15 protein-coding genes, 2 tRNA genes and 4 rRNA genes are annotated in these 22667 nt (G+C 57.3%); 8 read left to right on the forward strand and 13 right to left on the reverse strand.

The window, feature by feature from the left end; translation table 11 throughout:
- Window positions 1-46 precede the first annotated feature (46 nt).
- From ABV589_RS15410 to ABV589_RS15460, 11 genes are all read right to left on the reverse strand, one after another.
- Complete coding sequence (locus tag ABV589_RS15410) at window positions 47-2008, reverse strand: DUF4105 domain-containing protein (protein ID WP_367082308.1); 1962 nt, start codon at window positions 2006-2008, stop codon at window positions 47-49.
- Window positions 2005-2325, reverse strand: a complete 321-nt coding sequence (locus ABV589_RS15415; RefSeq protein ID WP_007911662.1) for a DUF2388 domain-containing protein — start codon at window positions 2323-2325, stop codon at window positions 2005-2007. The genes ABV589_RS15410 and ABV589_RS15415 overlap by 4 nt, the downstream gene beginning before the upstream one ends.
- 42 nt (window positions 2326-2367) lie before the next feature.
- The gene (locus ABV589_RS15420; RefSeq protein WP_367082309.1) at window positions 2368-2673 is read right to left on the reverse strand and encodes a DUF2388 domain-containing protein; all 306 of its coding nucleotides are present in this window, start codon (window positions 2671-2673) and stop codon (window positions 2368-2370) included.
- A gap of 107 nt (window positions 2674-2780) precedes the next feature.
- Complete coding sequence (locus ABV589_RS15425; protein WP_007962831.1) at window positions 2781-3098, reverse strand: DUF2388 domain-containing protein; 318 nt, start codon at window positions 3096-3098, stop codon at window positions 2781-2783.
- A gap of 134 nt (window positions 3099-3232) precedes the next feature.
- Window positions 3233-3442: a DUF1127 domain-containing protein gene (locus tag ABV589_RS15430; RefSeq protein ID WP_367082311.1), complete on the reverse strand. Its 210-nt coding sequence runs from the start codon at window positions 3440-3442 to the stop codon at window positions 3233-3235.
- A 256-nt stretch (window positions 3443-3698) separates the two neighbouring features.
- Entirely contained in the window at window positions 3699-3914 is a 216-nt protein-coding gene (locus ABV589_RS15435; RefSeq protein ID WP_007962833.1) for a DUF1127 domain-containing protein, read from the reverse strand.
- A 320-nt stretch (window positions 3915-4234) separates the two neighbouring features.
- The gene (locus tag ABV589_RS15440) at window positions 4235-5728 is read right to left on the reverse strand and encodes an acetyl-CoA hydrolase/transferase family protein (protein WP_367082312.1); all 1494 of its coding nucleotides are present in this window, start codon (window positions 5726-5728) and stop codon (window positions 4235-4237) included.
- A 214-nt stretch (window positions 5729-5942) separates the two neighbouring features.
- On the reverse strand, window positions 5943-7376 hold the full coding sequence (locus ABV589_RS15445) for an NAD(P)(+) transhydrogenase (Re/Si-specific) subunit beta (protein ID WP_007962843.1): 1434 nt from the start codon (window positions 7374-7376) through the stop codon (window positions 5943-5945).
- On the reverse strand, window positions 7376-7696 hold the full coding sequence (locus ABV589_RS15450) for an NAD(P) transhydrogenase subunit alpha (RefSeq protein ID WP_003220416.1): 321 nt from the start codon (window positions 7694-7696) through the stop codon (window positions 7376-7378). The genes ABV589_RS15445 and ABV589_RS15450 overlap by 1 nt, the downstream gene beginning before the upstream one ends.
- A gap of 15 nt (window positions 7697-7711) precedes the next feature.
- Window positions 7712-8833, reverse strand: coding sequence for a Re/Si-specific NAD(P)(+) transhydrogenase subunit alpha (locus ABV589_RS15455; RefSeq protein ID WP_367082315.1), 1122 nt, complete (start codon window positions 8831-8833; stop codon window positions 7712-7714).
- Between the two features lie 434 nt (window positions 8834-9267).
- Window positions 9268-10167, reverse strand: a complete 900-nt coding sequence (locus ABV589_RS15460; protein ID WP_367082316.1) for a LysR family transcriptional regulator — start codon at window positions 10165-10167, stop codon at window positions 9268-9270.
- Between the two features lie 157 nt (window positions 10168-10324).
- Here ABV589_RS15460 and ABV589_RS15465 point away from each other — a divergent pair, with 157 nt between their 5' ends.
- The 8 genes from ABV589_RS15465 (at window position 10325) to rrf (ABV589_RS15500) (ending at window position 18814) form a co-directional block, all read left to right on the forward strand.
- The gene (locus tag ABV589_RS15465; RefSeq protein ID WP_003220420.1) at window positions 10325-11506 is read left to right on the forward strand and encodes an acyl-CoA dehydrogenase; all 1182 of its coding nucleotides are present in this window, start codon (window positions 10325-10327) and stop codon (window positions 11504-11506) included.
- Window positions 11507-11519: 13 nt separating this feature from the next.
- Window positions 11520-12740, forward strand: a complete 1221-nt coding sequence (locus ABV589_RS15470) for a CaiB/BaiF CoA-transferase family protein (RefSeq protein WP_367082318.1) — start codon at window positions 11520-11522, stop codon at window positions 12738-12740.
- A gap of 643 nt (window positions 12741-13383) precedes the next feature.
- Window positions 13384-14920 (forward strand): 16S ribosomal RNA (locus ABV589_RS15475).
- Window positions 14921-15001: 81 nt separating this feature from the next.
- Window positions 15002-15078, forward strand: a tRNA-Ile gene (locus tag ABV589_RS15480).
- A gap of 29 nt (window positions 15079-15107) precedes the next feature.
- Window positions 15108-15183 (forward strand) — tRNA-Ala (locus tag ABV589_RS15485).
- 247 nt (window positions 15184-15430) lie between these two features.
- Window positions 15431-18322, forward strand: a 23S ribosomal RNA gene (locus ABV589_RS15490).
- A gap of 154 nt (window positions 18323-18476) precedes the next feature.
- Window positions 18477-18592, forward strand: a 5S ribosomal RNA gene (gene rrf, locus ABV589_RS15495).
- Between the two features lie 106 nt (window positions 18593-18698).
- Window positions 18699-18814, forward strand: a 5S ribosomal RNA gene (gene rrf, locus ABV589_RS15500).
- The 16S, 23S and 5S rRNA genes sit together here with 2 tRNA genes alongside, the layout of an rRNA operon.
- Before the next feature lie 65 nt (window positions 18815-18879).
- Here rrf (ABV589_RS15500) and ABV589_RS15505 read toward each other — a convergent pair.
- Window positions 18880-20058, reverse strand: coding sequence for a PepSY domain-containing protein (locus tag ABV589_RS15505; protein WP_367082320.1), 1179 nt, complete (start codon window positions 20056-20058; stop codon window positions 18880-18882).
- 75 nt (window positions 20059-20133) lie between these two features.
- The gene (locus tag ABV589_RS15510) at window positions 20134-22635 is read right to left on the reverse strand and encodes a TonB-dependent siderophore receptor (RefSeq protein ID WP_367082321.1); all 2502 of its coding nucleotides are present in this window, start codon (window positions 22633-22635) and stop codon (window positions 20134-20136) included.
- Window positions 22636-22667: the final 32 nt, after the last annotated feature.

Consider the following 22667-nt stretch of genomic DNA (forward strand, 5'->3'; position numbering starts at 1 on the left):
TGCTGCGCAGCCGAGCGGGAGCAAGATTCAGTTCCAGTCTTCTGTCTCAGGGTAGCTCCAGTCCGCCGGACGCCTTGTGCAGTCTGCGCAGATGCTCGCCGATCTGCTTCACGTTGGCTTCGCTGGCGGCAATTTCGGCCGCTCGCTTGGGTTCCAGCAACTTGCGCACTTCCTTGTCCAGATCGCCGCTCAGCGCCAGCAGTTGTTTCTGGCGTTGGGCGCTTTCGTCCTGCAGGCGCTTGAACTCACTTGGTTGCGGCAGCCCGTAGCCACGGCTGTCGAGCAGTTCTGCCGGACGACTGAGGAAGCCGCTGTTGGCGAGAATTTCCTGCAGGGTCGCGTTGGCCTTGTCCATGCCGCCGTTTTCCAGCTCCCGGGCGCCGAGGTAGCGCTGCTTGACCTCGTCCTGGGCCAGCAACAACTGGCGGCGATAACTCGCCTGTTCCAGCAGGAGCAATGCGGCGCTGGTACGCAGGTCTGCACGTTCGAACCACTGGCGACGCTCTTCGGCGGAAAGTGAGAGCCAATCTTCGACGCTGGTCTGTTTGATCGGCAACTGCTTCTTCAACACATCGAACATCGCCTGATAGCGATCGCGGAACGAATCGAAGCGATAGCCCAGGCGCAGCGCTTCCTTGGGATTGTCGAGCACGCTGGTGTCGGCCAGGCCACGGCCTTTGAGTACTTCAAGCAAACCGTTGGGCATGATGCTGTCGAGGCCGACGAGTTGCTTGTTGTTACTGCCGCTGCGCAGCAGTTTCAGGCCTTCCACCGCGCAGTTGTTGGAGAGGAAGAAGTAGTTGCCGTCATAGCTCCAGTGCATCTCGGCGGCGTGTTCGACCACGCCTTCGATCTCGTCGCGCGACAGGTTCAGCGGCACTGAAGCGAGGCTGCGCAGTTCGGTCTTGGTGTATTCGTCGATCACCTGCGCCAGCGGCAGCACGAATAGTCGTGACGGGTATTTGCCGACCAGACCGTCCCAGCTCGACAACTGCACGTCACCGACAAAGGCGCGGTACGACAGCACAAGATGCTGGTCGAGGTCGAGCCGGCAATCCGGGCCCCGTGGTCGACCCGGCGCGCAGATCACCAGGCGCAGCATGCTGTGGCCCCAGCGGCTGACCCAGTTCTGGTTAGCTTCGGCCAGCAGATAATCGACGGCATACACCCGCTCCGGGTCGACCTGGCCCAAGGGCTGTTTGGCGAAGTCGTTGCCGGCGTTGAGAAAGGCGAAGGTATTGCTGCAGGTGTCCTTGGCCGGTGGTGCCCAGCCGAAGCGCTCCTTGTAGTAGCGATAGAGTGCCGGGCGGCGGCAGGCGTAGCTCGGGTCGAGGAGGAAATACTCCATGTTGACCGCGACAAACTCTTTCGGGCTGGAGATCTCGTACAGGTCCGGGCTGCGGGCCACCTGACGGTTGTGTTGTTCACGCTCGCCGCGGCGCCCGACGTACTGTTGCCAACCGGCGAGGTCGAGCAGGCGCGGGTCATCGCTGAGGGTGAAGCGTCGTTCAGTCTGGCCGCGACACTCATCGGGAATGCCGACCAGTCCGGCGCTGTTGCTGCGGCGGGTGCAGCGCTGAATCAGCGTGCGCTCGGCGGCGGGCCACAGGCGCGCGCGGTCATAAATGTGGGTGAGTTCGTGCAGCACCGTTGCCAGCAGTTCCTGGCGCACGGTGCCGTGGGGGCGATTGGTTTTTTCCTTGGCCGCGCTGCCGTCGGTGAGGCCGGCGAGCAGTTTGCGATTCAGGTCGAGTTCGGCAACCAGGGTCGCCTCGCCATAGGCATTGCCGGGCATGTTGTCGGTCCAGCCGACATCGATGCGCCGGTCCAGCTGTTCGACGAAGCTGGGTGGCAATTTCTGCATCGCTTCATCGAGCAGCGCCTGGCTGGCCTGCTGCTGGGCAGGGCTCAGGCCGTCGGTCTTGAGCCGCAATTGCAGGCTGGCGTGGGCGCTGTTGCCAAGCAGCAACACCGCCCCGGCCAGTAGCCAGGCGCCGAGTGACTTCACAGGGCGAGGATGGCTTCGGCGAGCACCTGATCACTGGCGTCGCGGGCTTCGGGTACACGCGTGCGCAAGGTATTGAGGGCGGCCTCCAGGTGCGCACCACGGATATCGCCGTTGGTGGCAACGAAGCTGGCCGCATCGTCATGGGCTTCGCGGATGATTTTCGAGTCGCGAATCGACGTAGTGGTATCGGAGGTGAAATCGATGGTGCGCTGGGAGGCACGAACGATGATGTTACTGGTGGCTACCAGGGTGTGCGCCTGGGCCACGTCGGCCAACAAAAACAGGCCAAGGGCGGCAGCAATCAGCGGGCTACGCATGGAACGACTCCGGAGGGCAATGATAACGAGGGATCAGGATAACTATTGGACGAGAATTGCCTGTGCCAGTTCAAGGTCGCTGACATGAAGTTTTGGTCGTGATTTGCGCAGGTAATGCAGTGCGGATTCGAGCTGCGCGCCGCGCAATTCACCGTCACTGGCAACAAACGCCGCCGCGTCATCGTGAGCGGCGATGATCAGTTTACGGTCGAATGGCGCCGAAGACACCATTCCGGTCGCCCAAACGCTGACCACGGTGTTTTGTGTGGAGACATCAAAGGCATCGACCGAGGTTGCCCAGAAGGCGCTGATCAACACAGAAGGGAAAAGCAGTTTGAATAAACGCATGAGACTCGGTAACGGTTAACGAGCCTCAAGGCTAGCGCAAATGCCCGAGCCAGAGCCAGCGGCGAAACATCGGGACACGACTGGCGTGTCCCTTCGGCAACGGCGAATCAGATCGCCAGAATGGCTTGCGCCAGTTGGAAGTCGGTCGCGTTCAATTGCGGTGCTTGATGGCGGATCAGGTCCAGCGCGCTTTCCAGCTTCACGCCGCGAATCTGGCCTTCGCTGGCGACGAAGCTGGCGGCGTCGTCGCGGGCGGCGATCACGACTTTGTTGTCACGCAGCGAAGAGCTGACATCGGAAGTGGCGTCTGACGAGGACTTCAGCGCGCCAACCACGGCGTCTGTGGTGACGATGAAACTGGAGGCACTGGCGTTGGCAGCCACGGCGAGCAAGGCGGCAGCGCTGAGCAGGCGAAGACGGGACATGGTGGATCTCCTGAAAGTAAACCGTATTGAGAGGTGGCTTGTGTCTGATGAGTCAGACGCGGGTTACAGAAGATTCGCCACGTTCTGGCGTGGATATTAGGCCTGCGCGCGGGGTTCGGACAGTGGGCAGAATGCTAGCGCCAGATGGGCTTTTCCAGTTCATTGAGCCGATCGGCTTGGCTTAAGCCCAGATCCGCGAGATCGCGTTGATCAAGCTGAGCCAGCAAGCGCCGCGTTCTAGCGCGCTCCAGCCCTTGGCACAAACTTCGAAACAGACGCCGCAGCGGGTGCGCGTGAACGAGGGGTTGAATCGAAAGCGTCGAAACATCCTGTAAGTCTTTCATGGCGTTTTCCTTAAACCGAAGAGGGGTTAAGGACATGCTGCGCCCGATGCAGTTTGGCGAGCAGATACACTCATGAAAAATTGTACTTGTTCAGATTTTTGTTATTGAGAACTGTACCTGTGCTTTGAATATTCTCCTGTACGGGCATTTTCAAACCCTGAAACGACAAAACCCGTCGCGGTTTCCCGCGACGGGTTTTGTGTGTTCAATTCGGGTTGCTGGCGGTGGGTCTAACGACCAGAGCCAGCGACGCTACTTAGCGCCAGAACGGCTTGCTCAGCTCTTCGTAGCGTTGTGCTTCGCTGATACCGGCGTCAGCCAGCAGACGCGAATCCAGACGAGCCAGTTGGTGGCGGCTGGAGATGCGGCGCTGCCACAACATCAGGTTGGCGATAACGCGCAGAGGCAGGGAAGCCTGGTTTTTTGCAGCTTTGTCTTCGAAGAACAGTTCGGAACTGAGTGTACGTTCCATGGTTGACATCCTTCCGCTTGTGGCGGGATCAGGTAGTGGTTTAACTGGTGCCCATGATCCTCTCGTTTGCCTAGTCTCTCTAGATACAGTTCAACTGTATTGTGAGTGACCAGTTAACTGTTTATAGGGGGTGTACGGGTCAAAATCGAGCAAACTGTACCTGTCTGCACTTAAGTGGTGCGTTTTTGCACAATCTTGGGGTTGGAGTAGGCAAAAGCTGTAGGAAATCACCGGTACAGCAGTACAGTTTTTGCCAGATAGGGGCAATGAAAAAACCGCTGACACAAACAGTGTTTGCATCAGCGGTTCGATTGTGCGGATTACACCGCGAGCATGCGACCGGTTTCTTCCAGGTTCATGTGCCAGCTCAGGGCTTCGCGCAGGATGTGCGGGGTGTGCCCGCCGATGGCGCAGGCGGCGGTGAAGTAGTCATTCAACGCCTGGCGGTAAGCGGGGTGTACGCAGTTGTCGATGATCGCCCGGGCGCGCTCGCGCGGGGCCAGGCCGCGCAGGTCGGCCAGACCGATTTCGGTGACCAGGATGTCGACGTCATGCTCGGTGTGGTCAACGTGGCTGACCATCGGCACCACGCTGGAAATCGCCCCGCCCTTGGCAATCGACTTGGTCACGAACACCGCGAGGTGTGCGTTGCGCGCGAAGTCGCCCGAGCCACCGATGCCGTTCATCATCCGCGTGCCGCAGACGTGGGTGGAGTTGACGTTGCCGTAGATGTCGAACTCCAGCGCAGTGTTGATGCCGATGATGCCCAGACGACGCACCACTTCCGGGTGGTTGGAAATCTCTTGCGGGCGCAGCACCAGTTTGTCCTTGTACTTCTCCAGGTTGCCGAACACATCGCTGTTGCGCCGCTCCGACAATGTGATCGAGCTGCCCGAAGCGAAGCTCAGCTTGCCGGCGTCGATCAGGTCGAAGGTCGAATCCTGCAGCACTTCGGAGTACATGGTCAGGTCTTCGAACGGCGAATCGATCAGACCGCACATCACCGCGTTGGCGATGTTGCCGATTCCGGCCTGCAACGGGCCGAGCTTGTTGGTCATGCGCCCGGCGTCGACTTCCTGCTTGAAGAAGGTGATCAGGTGCTCGGCGATGGCATTGGTGTCGACATCCGGGGTAGACACCGTGGACGGCGAATCCGCCTGCTGGGTGATGACGATGGCGACAATCTTTTCCGGTGGGATCGGGATCGCGGTGCTGCCGATGCGATCGTCGACCTTCACCAACGGGATCGGCGTGCGCGTCGGGCGATAGGTCGGGATATAGATGTCATGCAGGCCTTCGAGGTTGGCGTTGTGCGCCAGGTTGATCTCGACGATCACCTGTTTGGCGAAAATCGCGAAGCTTGCCGAGTTGCCCACCGAGGTGGTCGGCACGATGTGGCCTTGCTCGGTGATGGCCACGGCTTCGATCACTGCGATGTCCGGCAGCTTCAATTGCTGGTTGCGCAATTGCTCGACGGTTTCCGACAAGTGCTGGTCGATGAACATCACTTCGCCGGCGTTGATCGCCTTGCGCAAGGTGCTGTCGACCTGAAACGGCATGCGCCGCGACAGCACACCGGCCTCGGTCAGTTGCTTGTCGAGGTCGTTGCCCAGGCTGGCGCCGGTCATCAGGCTGATCTTCAGCGGCGTGACCTTGGCTCGCTCGGCCAGTGCGTGAGGGACGGCTTTGGCTTCGCCGGCGCGGGTGAAGCCGCTCATTCCGACGGTCATGCCGTCTTCAATCAGCGCGGAGGCGTCGGCGGCGCTCATCACTTTATCCAACAACGAAGGCAGGCGAATACGGTCACGGTACATGGATTATTTTCTCGGGAAGCGAGTAGCAGGATGCGCAGTCTAGTGAATTTCGCGGGCGCCTGTCCCGCTACCAAGGTCGCAAACGAGGCGTCTATTTAGCGGGTTTGAAGTAAAACACCGTTACTGGATCTGCAACAACGTGGCAAATTGTCCGACGCTTTGCGCAAGCAAAAACGCCCCGACAAGTCGGGGCGTCCGGTGCAGCAGCGAGGGATTACTCGACCGCTTTGACCATGTCTTCGATGACTTTTTTCGCGTCGCCGAACACCATCATGGTCTTGTCCAGGTAGAACAGTTCGTTGTCCAGACCGGCATAACCGCTGGCCATCGAGCGCTTGTTGACGATGATGGTCTTGGCCTTGAACGCTTCAAGAATCGGCATGCCGGCAATCGGCGATTTCGGATCGTTCTTGGCGGCCGGGTTGACCACGTCGTTGGCGCCGAGTACCAGCACCACGTCGGCCTGGCCGAACTCGGAGTTGATGTCTTCCATCTCGAACACCTGGTCGTAAGGCACTTCGGCCTCGGCCAGCAGCACGTTCATGTGCCCCGGCATACGACCGGCCACGGGGTGGATCGCGTACTTCACGGTCACGCCACGGTGGGTCAGCTTCTCGGTCAGCTCTTTCAAGGCATGCTGTGCGCGGGCCACCGCCAGGCCGTAACCCGGGACGATGATCACGGTGTCGGCGTTGGTCAGCAGGAAGGTTGCGTCGTCAGCCGAACCGGATTTCACCGGACGGGCTTCTTTCGCACCGGCAGGTCCTGCGTCGGCCGTGTTGCCGAAACCGCCAAGCAGTACATTAAAGAAGGAACGGTTCATCGCCTTGCACATGATGTACGAGAGGATCGCGCCGCTCGAACCCACCAGTGAGCCGGCGATGATCAGCATCGAGTTGTTCAGCGAGAAGCCGATACCTGCTGCCGCCCAACCCGAATAGCTGTTGAGCATCGACACCACCACCGGCATGTCGGCGCCGCCGATCGGGATGATGATCAGCACACCCATCACAAATGCCAGAGCCAGCATCAGCGCGAACGCGGCGAGGTTGCCGGTGAGCATGAAGGTCACGCCCAGCACCAGTGTCGCCAGACCAAGTACCGCGTTCAGCTTGTGCTGACCGGCAAACTGTACCGGCGCGCCCTGGAACAGGCGGAACTTGTACTTGCCCGACAGCTTGCCGAAGGCAATCACCGAACCGGAGAAGGTGATTGCACCAATCGCCGCGCCGAGGAACAGCTCCAGACGATTGCCCGCCGGGATCGAGTCGCCCAGTTGCTTGACGATACCCAGCGATTGCGGCTCGACCACCGCAGCAATGGCGATGAACACGGCGGCCAGACCGATCATGCTGTGCATGAACGCGACCAGCTCTGGCATCTTGGTCATTTCGACGCGCTTGGCCATGATCGAACCGGCGGTGCCGCCGATCAGCAGGCCGACGATCACGTAACCGATACCGGCAGTCGCCAGTTCCGCACCGAGCTTATAGATGAGGCCGATGGTGGTGAGGATGGCCAGCGCCATGCCGAGCATGCCGAACAGGTTGCCGCGCCGCGACGTGGTCGGGTGCGACAGGCCTTTAAGGGCCTGGATAAAGCAGATCGACGCGATCAGGTAGAGCGTCGTGACGAGATTCATGCTCATTACTTCGGCGCCTCTTCTTTTGCTTTCGGGGCTTTCTTCTTGAACATCTCAAGCATGCGGCGGGTGACCAGGAAGCCACCAAACACGTTGACCGCAGCCAGTGCCACGGCGAGGGTGCCCATGGTCTTGCCCAGCGGCGTGACGGTCAGCGCAGCAGCGAGCATGGCGCCGACGATCACGATTGCCGAAATGGCATTGGTCACCGCCATCAACGGCGTGTGCAGCGCAGGTGTAACGTTCCAGACCACGTGGTAACCGACATAAATCGCCAGCACGAAGATGATCAGGTTGTAGATACCGGGGGAGATAAGCTCTTCCATCGTCTGAATCCCTGCTTAGGCGTTTTTGCGGATGACTTGGCCGTCGCGGCACATCAGGCACGCGGCGACGATGTCGTCTTCGAGGTTGACGTCGAACTGGCCTTCTTTGGTGAACACCAGCTTGAGGAAGCCCAGCAGGTTGCGGGCGTACAGCGCCGAAGCATCTGCGGCGACTTCACCGGCGAGGTTGGTCGGGCCGACGATGGTCACACCGTTCTCGACCACCACCTGATCGGCCACGGTCAACGGACAGTTGCCGCCCTGAGCTGCCGCGAGGTCGATGACCACCGAGCCTGGCTTCATCTGCGCCACGGTGTCCGCGCTCAACAGTGTCGGCGCCTTGCGGCCCGGGATCAGCGCAGTGGTGATGACGATGTCGGCCTGCCTGGCGCGTTCGTGCACGGCCTGGGCCTGACGCTGCATCCAGCTCGCCGGCATCGGGCGCGCGTAACCGCCGACACCGACCGCGCATTCACGCTCTTCGTCAGTTTCGTACGGCACGTCGACGAACTTCGCGCCGAGGGATTCGATCTGTTCCTTCACCGCCGGACGCACGTCAGACGCTTCGATCACCGCACCCAGACGTTTCGCCGTGGCAATCGCCTGCAACCCGGCCACACCGGCGCCGAGAATCAGCACGCGCGCCGCTTTCACGGTGCCCGCAGCGGTCATCAGCATCGGCATGAAGCGCGGATAGTAGTGCGCAGCCAGCAACACCGCCTTGTAGCCGGCGATGTTCGCCTGCGACGACAACACATCGAGACTCTGCGCCCGAGAGGTGCGCGGCGCCGCTTCCAGGGCGAACGCGGTAATCCCGCACTCGGCCATTTTGGCGATGGTGTCGTTATTGAAGGGGTTGAGCATGCCCACCAGCACCGTGCCGCGCTTGATCAGCGCCAGTTCGGCATCGCTGGGAGCGACCACTTTGAGAATCAGCTCGGCACCGAACGCATCGTTGGCACTGCCAATGGTTGCGCCCGCCGCTTCATAGGCACTGTCAACAACACTGGCTTTGACGCCGGCGCCGGTTTGCACAGTGACCTTATGACCTTGGCTGATCAGCTTTTTAATGGTTTCCGGGGTTGCAGCAACCCGTGTTTCACCGGTCTGGGTTTCGAGAGGAACACCAATGTGCACGTCAAATCTCCTGCGTGATCTTATTGAGTAAACCCAGGCACTGCGGATGGTGCGACTGGGGCGGCCGATCAGCACGATCCCGCCAAATCAGGGCGGGGCGCGGCATTTTGCAGGCGAACTTTATGCCCTTCAAGGGATTATGACGGGTGACGGAAAATTAACTACAAGTCATCCCGTGACCGAATGTCGCAGATGGCCAGTTGAATCCCTTGCAGGCCGTGCCTTGTAAGGATTCTGGCTGAATTTGAAAAAATTTCTCATCGGCGGCGTGAATAGGCCGCAATGAGTCGCGGATGGAGGCTCAAAGCCACGTCGGCAGGCGCTTGTGGGACGTCTGTACGACTTTCGGATACAGTCTGTGATTTTGCGACAAATACTTATATCTGTAGGGCTTTTATTTTCCTGACTACCGAGTTAGTAATCGCTGTAAGCCTTTATCCTTCTAGGCTGTAGCTGTTTGCTTGGTTGACCAGCCAATCGCGAAAAGCCTTGAGTGAGGCCGATTCGACCTTTCGCTCCGGAATCATCAGGTAATAGGCCTTGATGCTGGAGAGTGCATTCGGGTTGGCGATCACCAGCCGTTGCTCGGCCAGTTCACGCTGGATCAGGAACGGTGGAATCAGTGCAATCCCCATGTCATGCATGGCCGCCTGGGCCAGCATGGAGAATAGCTCGTAGCGTGGGCCTGTCATGTCGCGGGGGATGTTTAGGTGCCGGGCGTTGAACCACTGGCGCCAGGCGTAGGGGCGGGTGGTTTGCTGCAGCAGAGGCAGCTCGGCGATTTCGTCGGGCGTCAGCTGAGTTCTGTTGCCGAGCAGGGCAGGGCTGCATACCGGCATCGGATTTTCGCCCATCAACCTGTGGGATTCGGTACCCGACCAATCGGCATCGCCAAAGTAGATCGCCGCGTCGAAATCAGTGTCGGCAAACAGAAACGGGCGGGTGCGGTTGGTCAGGTTGACCGTCACTTCCGGGTGTTTGAGCTGAAAGTCCTTGAGGCGTGGCAGCAGCCATTGAGTACCGAAGGTGGGTACCACCGCCAGTTCGATCACGTTGGTGCCCTGTTGGCCCATGACCGAGAGTGTGTCGCGCTCGACGGCGTCCAGTTGCGTAGCCACCCGACGGCTGTAGGAAAGGCCGGCTTCGGTCAGCTTAACTCCACGTCGCGAGCGTCGGAACAACTCCACACTGAGGAACTCCTCAAGGCTGGCGATCTGTCGGCAAATGGCACCCTGAGTGAGGGAAAGTTCTTCGGCGGCCTTGGTAAAGCTCTCATGACGAGCGGCGGCCTCGAAGCTGATCAGGGCCGTGGTGCTGGGTATCTTCCTGCGCATGTACGTCAACCTCACTAATGCGCCGCGTAAAAGGCATTCAGCGACGTTTCGGAGTGAGAAATTAGCACAACAGGATGCGAAATCCTCGTTTGCCGCGCTGGCGAACCGGGCCTAGGATCAATGCCACGTTAATTCACCGATTTGCGAGGACATACTCATGGGCGGTAAAGCTAGCTTCAACTGGATCGATCCCCTGCTGCTGGATCAACAGCTCACCGAAGAGGAGCGCATGATCCGCGACACCGCGGCCCAGTTCGCTCAGCAGAGCCTGGCGCCACGTGTTCTCGAAGCTTTCCGCCATGAGAAAACCGATCCGGCGATCTTCCGCGAAATGGGCGAAGTCGGCCTGCTCGGTGCGACCATCCCTGAGCAGTACGGCGGCAGCGGCCTGAACTACGTCAGCTACGGGCTGATTGCTCGCGAAGTCGAGCGTGTCGACTCCGGTTATCGCTCGATGATGAGCGTGCAGTCGTCGCTGGTGATGGTGCCGATCAACGAATTCGGTACTGAAGCCCAGAAACAGAAATATCTGCCGAAACTGGCATCTGGCGAATGGATCGGCTGCTTCGGTCTGACCGAGCCAAACCACGGCTCCGACCCGGGCGCGATGATCACCCGTGCGCGCAAAGTCGACGGCGGCTACAGCCTGACCGGCGCCAAGATGTGGATCACCAACAGCCCGATCGCCGATGTGTTCGTGGTCTGGGCCAAGGACGATGCGGGCGACATCCGTGGCTTCGTACTGGAAAAAGGCTGGAAGGGCCTGAGCGCTCCGGCGATTCACGGCAAGGTCGGCCTGCGCGCATCGATCACCGGCGAAATTGTCATGGACAACGTGTTTGTGCCGGAAGAGAACATCTTCCCTGATGTGCGCGGTCTGAAAGGCCCGTTCACCTGCCTTAACTCCGCACGCTACGGCATCTCCTGGGGTGCGTTGGGCGCTGCCGAGTTCTGCTGGCACACCGCTCGCCAGTACACCCTTGATCGTCAGCAGTTCGGGCGTCCATTGGCCGCTACCCAACTGATCCAGAAGAAACTGGCCGACATGCAGACCGAGATCACCCTGGCGCTGCAAGGCTGCCTGCGCCTGGGTCGCATGAAGGACGAAGGCACTGCAGCGGTCGAAATCACCTCGATCATGAAGCGCAATTCCTGTGGCAAGTCGCTGGATATCGCCCGTATGGCCCGTGACATGTTGGGTGGCAACGGTATCTCTGACGAGTTCGGCGTGGCTCGTCACCTGGTCAATCTGGAAGTGGTGAATACCTATGAAGGTACTCACGACGTTCATGCGCTGATCCTTGGTCGCGCGCAAACCGGTCTGCAGGCGTTCTATTAACAGGAGAGCGACCATGGGCGCGCTGTCGCATCTGCGGGTACTGGATTTATCGCGAGTATTGGCCGGGCCGTGGGCCGGGCAGATACTTGCCGACCTTGGCGCCGAAGTGATCAAGGTCGAGCGCCCGGGCAATGGCGATGACACGCGTGCCTGGGGGCCGCCGTTCCTTAAGGACGCTTACGGGGAAAACACCAGCGAGGCGGCTTACTATTTGTCGGCCAACCGCAACAAGCAATCGGTGACCATCGACTTCACTCGGCCTGAAGGTCAGAACCTCGTGCGGGAGCTGGCGGCGAAGTCGGACATTCTCATCGAGAACTTCAAGGTCGGTGGGCTGGCTGCCTATGGGCTGGACTACGAATCGCTGAAGGCGATCAATCCGGATCTGATCTATTGCTCGATCACCGGCTTCGGTCAAACCGGGCCGTATGCCAAGCGCGCGGGTTATGACTTCATGATCCAGGGGCTCGGCGGGCTGATGAGCCTGACCGGTCGCCCCGAAGGTGATGAAGGTGCCGGGCCGGTGAAGGTGGGGGTGGCGCTGACGGACATCCTTACCGGGCTCTATTCGACTGTGGCGATTCTGGCGGCGCTGGCGCATCGTGATCACGACGGTGGTGGACAGCATATTGATATGGCGTTGCTGGATGTGCAGGTTGCGTGTCTGGCAAACCAGGCGATGAACTATCTGACTACTGGCAATGCGCCGAAGCGTCTGGGTAATGCACATCCGAACATCGTGCCCTATCAGGACTTCCCGACGGCCGATGGTGATTTCATTCTTACCGTTGGTAATGACGGGCAGTTCCGCAAGTTTGCCGAGGTGGCGGGCCAGCCGCAGTGGGCGGACGATCCGCGTTTCTCGACTAACAAGCTGCGGGTCGCGAATCGCGCGGTACTGATTCCTCTGATCCGTCAGGCGACTGTGTTCAAAACCACCGCCGAATGGGTGGCGCAGTTGGAGCAGGCGGGCGTGCCGTGTGGGCCGATCAATGATCTGTCCCAGGTGTTTGACGATCCGCAGGTGAAAGCACGTGGGTTAGCGATAGAGCTTCCGCATGCACTGGCCGGGATGGTGCCGCAGGTAGCGAGTCCGATCCGACTGTCACAGACGCCGGTCGAGTACCGTCGTGCGCCTCCTTTATTGGGCGAGCATACGTTGGAGGTGTTGCAGCGGGTGCTGGGTCTGGGCGCTGGTACGGTGGATGCGCTCAGGGCTGATGGAGTGCTTTGAGTAGCGCTTCTATATAGAAGGAGTCGTTTTCCTCCCTCTATATAGAGAGGTTTGTATGTTTTTTAATCGATCTGTAAGTTGTTGAAAGAAAAGTGAAAAAAGCGGTTGACGGCAGATTCAGGAAGTCTATAATTCGCCCCACTTCCGGCGCAGTCGAAACGGAAAACTCCTTGAGATTCAATGAGTTATGCGGTTTTCGACAGCGGCTTGCTTCAGTTCATCGAGGCCTGGAAGGAGTTGAAAGGGCGGTGATGTTTGGCTCTTTTGACGGTTCGATCTTCTCGGTCGAAAGCGGAGAAAAAGAGGTGTTGACAGCAGCGTGTAACGCTGTAGAATTCGCCTCCCGCTAACGAGAGATCGTAAGCGCAAGTGGTTGAAGTTGTTGAAGAAATCTTCGAAAACTTCTGAAAATAATCACTTGACAGCGAATGAGGCTGCTGTAGAATGCGCGCCTCGGTTGAGACGAAAGATCTTAACCAACCGCTCTTTAACAACTGAATCAAGCAATTCGTGTGGGTGCTTGTGGAGTCAGACTGATAGTCAACAAGATTATCAGCATCACAAGTTACTCCGCGAGAAATCAAAGATGTAACCAACGATTGCTGAGCCAAGTTTAGGGTTTCTTAAAAACCCAAAGATGTTTGAACTGAAGAGTTTGATCATGGCTCAGATTGAACGCTGGCGGCAGGCCTAACACATGCAAGTCGAGCGGATGAAAGGAGCTTGCTCCTGGATTCAGCGGCGGACGGGTGAGTAATGCCTAGGAATCTGCCTGGTAGTGGGGGACAACGTTTCGAAAGGAACGCTAATACCGCATACGTCCTACGGGAGAAAGCAGGGGACCTTCGGGCCTTGCGCTATCAGATGAGCCTAGGTCGGATTAGCTAGTTGGTGAGGTAATGGCTCACCAAGGCGACGATCCGTAACTGGTCTGAGAGGATGATCAGTCACACTGGAACTGAGACACGGTCCAGACTCCTACGGGAGGCAGCAGTGGGGAATATTGGACAATGGGCGAAAGCCTGATCCAGCCATGCCGCGTGTGTGAAGAAGGTCTTCGGATTGTAAAGCACTTTAAGTTGGGAGGAAGGGTTGTAGATTAATACTCTGCAATTTTGACGTTACCGACAGAATAAGCACCGGCTAACTCTGTGCCAGCAGCCGCGGTAATACAGAGGGTGCAAGCGTTAATCGGAATTACTGGGCGTAAAGCGCGCGTAGGTGGTTTGTTAAGTTGGATGTGAAATCCCCGGGCTCAACCTGGGAACTGCATCCAAAACTGGCAAGCTAGAGTATGGTAGAGGGTGGTGGAATTTCCTGTGTAGCGGTGAAATGCGTAGATATAGGAAGGAACACCAGTGGCGAAGGCGACCACCTGGACTGATACTGACACTGAGGTGCGAAAGCGTGGGGAGCAAACAGGATTAGATACCCTGGTAGTCCACGCCGTAAACGATGTCAACTAGCCGTTGGGAGCCTTGAGCTCTTAGTGGCGCAGCTAACGCATTAAGTTGACCGCCTGGGGAGTACGGCCGCAAGGTTAAAACTCAAATGAATTGACGGGGGCCCGCACAAGCGGTGGAGCATGTGGTTTAATTCGAAGCAACGCGAAGAACCTTACCAGGCCTTGACATCCAATGAACTTTCCAGAGATGGATTGGTGCCTTCGGGAACATTGAGACAGGTGCTGCATGGCTGTCGTCAGCTCGTGTCGTGAGATGTTGGGTTAAGTCCCGTAACGAGCGCAACCCTTGTCCTTAGTTACCAGCACGTAATGGTGGGCACTCTAAGGAGACTGCCGGTGACAAACCGGAGGAAGGTGGGGATGACGTCAAGTCATCATGGCCCTTACGGCCTGGGCTACACACGTGCTACAATGGTCGGTACAGAGGGTTGCCAAGCCGCGAGGTGGAGCTAATCCCACAAAACCGATCGTAGTCCGGATCGCAGTCTGCAACTCGACTGCGTGAAGTCGGAATCGCTAGTAATCGCGAATCAGAATGTCGCGGTGAATACGTTCCCGGGCCTTGTACACACCGCCCGTCACACCATGGGAGTGGGTTGCACCAGAAGTAGCTAGTCTAACCTTCGGGAGGACGGTTACCACGGTGTGATTCATGACTGGGGTGAAGTCGTAACAAGGTAGCCGTAGGGGAACCTGCGGCTGGATCACCTCCTTAATCGACGACATCAGCTGCTCCATAAGTTCCCACACGAATTGCTTGATTCATTGAAGAAGACGATAGAAGCAGCCCGAAATTGGGTCTGTAGCTCAGTTGGTTAGAGCGCACCCCTGATAAGGGTGAGGTCGGCAGTTCGAATCTGCCCAGACCCACCAATTTTTGTGTGGGAAACCTGTAGAAATACGGGGCCATAGCTCAGCTGGGAGAGCGCCTGCCTTGCACGCAGGAGGTCAGCGGTTCGATCCCGCTTGGCTCCACCACCACTGCTTCTGAAGTTTGAAAGCTTAGAAATGAGCATTCCATCGCTGTGATGGTGAATGCTGATTTCTAGTCTTTTGATTAGATCGTTCTTTAAAAATTTGGGTATGTGATAGAAAGATAGACTGAACGTTACTTTCACTGGTAACGGATCAGGCTAAGGTAAAATTTGTGAGTGACTCTTAAGAGTTTTGCGAATTTTCGGCGAATGTCGTCTTCACAGTATAACCAGATTGCTTGGGGTTATATGGTCAAGTGAAGAAGCGCATACGGTGGATGCCTTGGCAGTCAGAGGCGATGAAAGACGTGGTAGCCTGCGAAAAGCTTCGGGGAGTCGGCAAACAGACTTTGATCCGGAGATGTCTGAATGGGGGAACCCAGCCATCATAAGATGGTTATCTTGTACTGAATACATAGGTGCAAGAGGCGAACCAGGGGAACTGAAACATCTAAGTACCCTGAGGAAAAGAAATCAACCGAGATTCCCTTAGTAGTGGCGAGCGAACGGGGACTAGCCCTTAAGTGGCTTTGAGATTAGCGGAACGCTCTGGAAAGTGCGGCCATAGTGGGTGATAGCCCTGTACGCGAAAGTCTCTTAGTCATGAAATCGAGTAGGACGGAGCACGAGAAACTTTGTCTGAATATGGGGGGACCATCCTCCAAGGCTAAATACTACTGACTGACCGATAGTGAACTAGTACCGTGAGGGAAAGGCGAAAAGAACCCCGGAGAGGGGAGTGAAATAGATCCTGAAACCGTATGCGTACAAGCAGTGGGAGCCCACTTTGTTGGGTGACTGCGTACCTTTTGTATAATGGGTCAGCGACTTATTTTCAGTGGCGAGCTTAACCGAATAGGGGAGGCGTAGCGAAAGCGAGTCTTAATAGGGCGTCTAGTCGCTGGGAATAGACCCGAAACCGGGCGATCTATCCATGGGCAGGTTGAAGGTTAGGTAACACTGACTGGAGGACCGAACCGACTACCGTTGAAAAGTTAGCGGATGACCTGTGGATCGGAGTGAAAGGCTAATCAAGCTCGGAGATAGCTGGTTCTCCTCGAAAGCTATTTAGGTAGCGCCTCATGTATCACTGTAGGGGGTAGAGCACTGTTTCGGCTAGGGGGTCATCCCGACTTACCAAACCGATGCAAACTCCGAATACCTACAAGTGCCGAGCATGGGAGACACACGGCGGGTGCTAACGTCCGTCGTGAAAAGGGAAACAACCCAGACCGTCAGCTAAGGTCCCAAAGTTATGGTTAAGTGGGAAACGATGTGGGAAGGCTTAGACAGCTAGGAGGTTGGCTTAGAAGCAGCCACCCTTTAAAGAAAGCGTAATAGCTCACTAGTCGAGTCGGCCTGCGCGGAAGATGTAACGGGGCTCAAACCATACACCGAAGCTACGGGTATCACGCAAGTGATGCGGTAGAGGAGCGTTCTGTAAGCCTGTGAAGGTGAGTTGAGAAGCTTGCTGGAGGTATCAGAAGTGCGAATGCTGACATGAGTAACGACAATGGGTGTGAAAAACACCCACGCCGAAAGACCAAGGTTTCCTGCGCAACGTTAATCGACGCAGGGTTAGTCGGTCCCTAAGGCGAGGCTGAAAAGCGTAGTCGATGGAAAACAGGTTAATATTCCTGTACTTCTGGTTATTGCGATGGAGGGACGGAGAAGGCTAGGCCAGCTTGGCGTTGGTTGTCCAAGTTTAAGGTGGTAGGCTGAGATCTTAGGTAAATCCGGGATCTTAAGGCCGAGAGCTGATGACGAGTTACCCTTTGGGTGACGAAGTGGTTGATGCCATGCTTCCAAGAAAAGCTTCTAAGCTTCAGATAACCAGGAACCGTACCCCAAACCGACACAGGTGGTTGGGTAGAGAATACCAAGGCGCTTGAGAGAACTCGGGTGAAGGAACTAGGCAAAATGGCACCGTAACTTCGGGAGAAGGTGCGCCGGTGAGGGTGAAGGACTTGCTCCGTAAGCTCATGCCGGTCGAAGATACCAGGCCGCTGCGACTGTTTATTAAAAACACAGCACTCTGCAAACACGAAAGTGGACGTATAGGGTGTGACGCCTGCCCGGTGCCGGAAGGTTAATTGATGGGGTTAGCTAACGCGAAGCTCTTGATCGAAGCCCCGGTAAACGGCGGCCGTAACTATAACGGTCCTAAGGTAGCGAAATTCCTTGTCGGGTAAGTTCCGACCTGCACGAATGGCGTAACGATGGCGGCGCTGTCTCCACCCGAGACTCAGTGAAATTGAAATCGCTGTGAAGATGCAGTGTATCCGCGGCTAGACGGAAAGACCCCGTGAACCTTTACTATAGCTTTGCACTGGACTTTGAATTTGCTTGTGTAGGATAGGTGGGAGGCTTTGAAGCGTGGACGCCAGTTCGCGTGGAGCCATCCTTGAAATACCACCCTGGCAACTTTGAGGTTCTAACTCAGGTCCGTTATCCGGATCGAGGACAGTGTATGGTGGGTAGTTTGACTGGGGCGGTCTCCTCCTAAAGAGTAACGGAGGAGTACGAAGGTGCGCTCAGACCGGTCGGAAATCGGTCGTAGAGTATAAAGGCAAAAGCGCGCTTGACTGCGAGACAGACACGTCGAGCAGGTACGAAAGTAGGTCTTAGTGATCCGGTGGTTCTGTATGGAAGGGCCATCGCTCAACGGATAAAAGGTACTCCGGGGATAACAGGCTGATACCGCCCAAGAGTTCATATCGACGGCGGTGTTTGGCACCTCGATGTCGGCTCATCACATCCTGGGGCTGAAGCCGGTCCCAAGGGTATGGCTGTTCGCCATTTAAAGTGGTACGCGAGCTGGGTTTAGAACGTCGTGAGACAGTTCGGTCCCTATCTGCCGTGGACGTTTGAGATTTGAGAGGGGCTGCTCCTAGTACGAGAGGACCGGAGTGGACGAACCTCTGGTGTTCCGGTTGTCACGCCAGTGGCATTGCCGGGTAGCTATGTTCGGGAAAGATAACCGCTGAAAGCATCTAAGCGGGAAACTTGCCTCAAGATGAGATCTCACTGGAACCTTGAGTTCCCTGAAGGGCCGTCGAAGACTACGACGTTGATAGGTTGGGTGTGTAAGCGCTGTGAGGCGTTGAGCTAACCAATACTAATTGCCCGTGAGGCTTGACCATATAACACCCAAGCAATCTGACTACTCGAGAGAGCATCAGATTGCGGTGTGTGAAGACGCAATGAACCGAAAGTTCGCGATGCTCACAAACACCTGTATCACATACCCGATTTGCTGAAGCGAGGCCAGCCGGTCACGAGTCAGTACCCGAATTTCTTGACGACCATAGAGCGTTGGAACCACCTGATCCCATCCCGAACTCAGAAGTGAAACGATGCATCGCCGATGGTAGTGTGGGGTTTCCCCATGTGAGAGTAGGTCATCGTCAAGATTAAATTCCGAAACCCCAATTGCGAAAGCAGTTGGGGTTTTGTTTTTAGTAGAAGTCACCGATTTTGCTGGCACGTTACCGTGTTGACGGGCCAGATACAGAATTTCTTGACGACCATAGAGCGTTGGAACCACCTGATCCCATCCCGAACTCAGAAGTGAAACGATGCATCGCCGATGGTAGTGTGGGGTTTCCCCATGTGAGAGTAGGTCATCGTCAAGATTAAATTCCAGAACCCCTGTCTGCTAACGCAGACAGGGGTTTTGTCGTTTCAGGACTCCCAAAACTCAGACCGCTTTGCGAGTCCTGCTGATGCGCCGGGCTTGCCATTTACGCCACCAGATATACACGCCAGTCCCTGACAGGCCCGCGATCATTACACCTAACACCGCGATGATCACTTGCCCGGTGAAGCCGATGATCCGGCCGCCATGTATCGGTAACTGCAATCGGTAAAACCGCTCCCCCAATGTCCCTTGTCCGGCAATTTCCTGACCTAATAATCGCCCGTCAGTGCCGTGGAAGAACAACCAGGATTTGCCATGCGCTTGAGTGTCGTGTTGCCCGAATCCTGCACCGTAAAAGTTGTACTCAAAGCTGTAATACAACTCCCCGATCGCCGCCGTCAGCCCCAACCTCTTTCCCTCCTGCAATGCCCTTTCGTACGCCTGTTGATAACTCAATTGCGTCACCCCCAACTCGGAAGGAGGCATTCGTCCTCGGGCTTCATAAACGCTCGGCTCAATCGGCGAAAACAGCGACACTGTTGGTTTGAATACCTGACTTGGCAGGTTCATCGCGATACTGCTGACCGCAATCGGTAGCAACAACAACCACAGCCACAATCCCCCGGCTCGATGCAGATCGAAGTTGAGTCGATAAGCGTGCCCACCCTTGATTTTCCAGGCCGTCGACCATTTCTTCCAGAACGGCTTGCCACGAGGAAACGTCAGCCACAGCGCGATGAAGCAATCGATCACCCAAGCGATGGCAACCAAACCCATCAACCACAATCCCCAATTTCCGGGCAACGTCAGGTTGTAGTGAAACTCGAGAATGAACGGAATGAAGTTCTCCCGCGCAAAGCAGCACTCGCCCCAGTAACGTTGGCCTTTCTGCTCGGCATTGACCGGATCCAGATAGAACACCTGATTGCGCTCATCAAACGGTTTGCCTGTCGCCGGGTCGTTACGCGGAACAGCTGCCAATAGCGCGGTATGCCCCAACTCGTCCGGGTACTCCATGTACCAGACCTGCAGCCTCGGATGCGTGGTTTGCACAGCCTCGACCAACGCCCCGGGAGGCAATCGCTGCCCCTCTGCGGAGGCTGCATAAAACTGCGGATTCAGCCACTCATCCAACTCATGATTGAACGCCAGAATGCTCCCGGTGATCCCGGCCAGCAGCAAAAACACCGCCGTCGCCAGCCCGATATAGCGGTGCAACAACACCAATAATACGCGCATGAAATTCCCCACAAAGACGACAAAGCCAGCCCCTGAACAATCAGGGGCTGGCTTTTTTATGCACAAGGCAAAGGCTTAGAACTGGTAGCTGACCGTGGCGGCGACGTTGCGCTCTTCGCCCATGTAGCAGAAGTTCAGACTCGCGCAGGAGGCGACGTAGGATTCATTGGTCAGGTTGTTTGCGTTCAGGCGCACGTCGACACCCTTCAAACCAACCTTGCCCAGGTCATAACCGATGGATGCGTCGAACAAGGTGTAGGCCGGCACCTTCAGCGTGTTTTCCGCATCCGCCCAACTGTAGCCGACATAGCGCACACCACCGCCCAGACGCAGGCCATCGAGTGCCGCGCTGTCGAATTTGTAGTCCGCCCACAGCGACGCCATGTGCCGCGGTGCCTGAGTCGGCGAATTGCCTTTGTTCTCGATCACATCGGTCGGTGTGCTCAAGGTGCTGACCATCGATTTCGAATACTCGATATCGGTGAAGGTGTAGCTGCCGAGTACTTTCAGGTTGTCGGTCACCTGCATGTGCGCTTCCAGTTCCAGGCCTTGCGAACGGACAGCGCCTACAGCGCGATAGAAGTTTTCCTGCGGCAGTTTGGTCGCCAGGTTTTCCTGATCGATGCGGAACAGCGAGGCGGTGAACAGGTTGTCGGTGCCCGGCGGCTGGTACTTCAGGCCGACTTCCCATTGCGTACCATCGGTCGGCGGCAGCGGATTGCCGGCGCTGTCGGCATACGAGTTCGGGTTAAACGACTCGGAATAGCTGATGTACGGCGCCAGGCCGTTATCGAAAAGGTACAGCGCACCAGCGCGGCCGGTCAGTTTGGTGCGGCGATCGTTGATTTCCGTGCCGACCGGACGGCCCGCTTCGGCGATACGGTTCTCATCCGAGGTCTCGACCCAGTCCTGCCGCAAACCCAGCGAGAAGCGCCATTGGTCCAGCTCGATCAGATCCTGCAGGTACACGCCGGTTTGCTCCAGGCGTCGCAGGTAACTGGTCTCGCCGTACAGGTCGATCGCCGAGTTGCCGTAGACCGGATTGAACGCATTGATCGGCGCCAGACCGCCGCTGGTCCAGTCAACCACCGTTTTGCGCCGCTGATAGTCCGCACCCATCAATACGGTGTGCTTGGTAGCCCCGGTGAAGAATTCGGCCTGCAGCATGTTGTCGACGATGAACGCATGCAGACGTTCATCGCCGCCGGTGTAGTAGCGGTTAAGTTCGTTGCTGGTTGGCGTCGTCCAGCCATAGGCGTAAACCTGATCCATGTTCACTTTGGAGTCGAGGTAACGGAAATTCTGCCTAGCCGTGAAGACATCGTTGAAGCGATGTTCGAACTGATAGCCGAACGACTGCTGATCCCGCGAGTAACCATCAACCCCCGGCTCGCCCTCGAAGAAGTGCGGCGAGATACGATTGCCGTTGCGCTGATGAATCGTCCCGTCTGCCGGCACGCCGCCGTGGTAGCCGCCATCCGGATCATGTTGCAGATACGCCTGCAGCGTCAGCGAGGTGTCTTCAGTGAAATCGATGCTCAGGGTCGGGGCGAGGGCGAAGCGTTTTTCCTTGTTGTGGTCGAATTGCGTGTCGGACTGATCGGTCAAACCGGTCAGACGATAGGCAATGCGCTTGTCGTCATCGACCGGACCGCTGAAGTCAAAACCGATCCCGCGTTGACCTTGTGTACCGACCGTGGCCTGAACCTGATGATAGGCCTCGTACAACGGCTTTTTGCTGGTCAGCGCCACCAGCCCACCGGGCGAACTGCGGCCGTACAACACCGACGAGGGGCCTTTGAGAATATCCACGCGCTCAAGGAAATACGGATCGACCTGCATCGTGCTGTAGGTCCCGCTGTCGCCCATCGACTTGAGGCCGTCGAGATAGATGTTGTCCACCGAGCCGTCGTTGAAACCGCGCATCGCCACATAGTCGTAACGATGGGTCGCGCCGTAAGGGTTGGTCAGCACGCCGGGGGTATAACGCATCGCCTGGGAGACAGTCTGTGAGCCCTGATCGTCCATTTGCTCGCGAGTGACCACGGACACGCTTTGCGAAGTTTCCAGCAGCGCGGTGCTGGTCTTGGTGGCGATCTGGCTGTGGGTGGCGTTGTAGCCTTCCATGCTGCCCAGCGCGTTGCCGAGGGCGAAGCCTTTGATGTCGGTGGTCGGCAGCGCCAGTGCGGCGCTATCGCTGACTGAGTGCAGGATGTAGCTGCTGCCGTCCTGGCTGAGCGCTTCCAGCCCCGAGCCGCTGAGCAAATGGCTCAGCGCCTGATCGGTTGAGTATTCGCCCTTTACGCCCGGAGACTGCCGCCCCTGCGTTTGCTGCGGGGTCATCGACAAGGTGATGCCCGCCTGGCGCGCAAACTGGTTCAGCGCTTCGCCCAGCGGGCCGGCGGCGATGTTGTAGCGATGACTGCTCGCTTCACTGGTGTTGGCGGCGAGGCTAATGCCGGGCAATGCACCGGCACCCAGAACGGTGGAGAGCAGGGCGGCGCGAATGGCGTGGCGCAGCAGGCCCGATTCGGCAGCGAAATTCAGAGAGTTCTTACAGGTGATGCGGACAGTCATTGTAGGTTTCCGTGGCAAGTCGCAAAGGCTGT

Origin of the sequence: Pseudomonas sp. HOU2 (assembly GCF_040729435.1) — a bacterium.
Lineage (GTDB): Bacteria > Pseudomonadota > Gammaproteobacteria > Pseudomonadales > Pseudomonadaceae > Aquipseudomonas.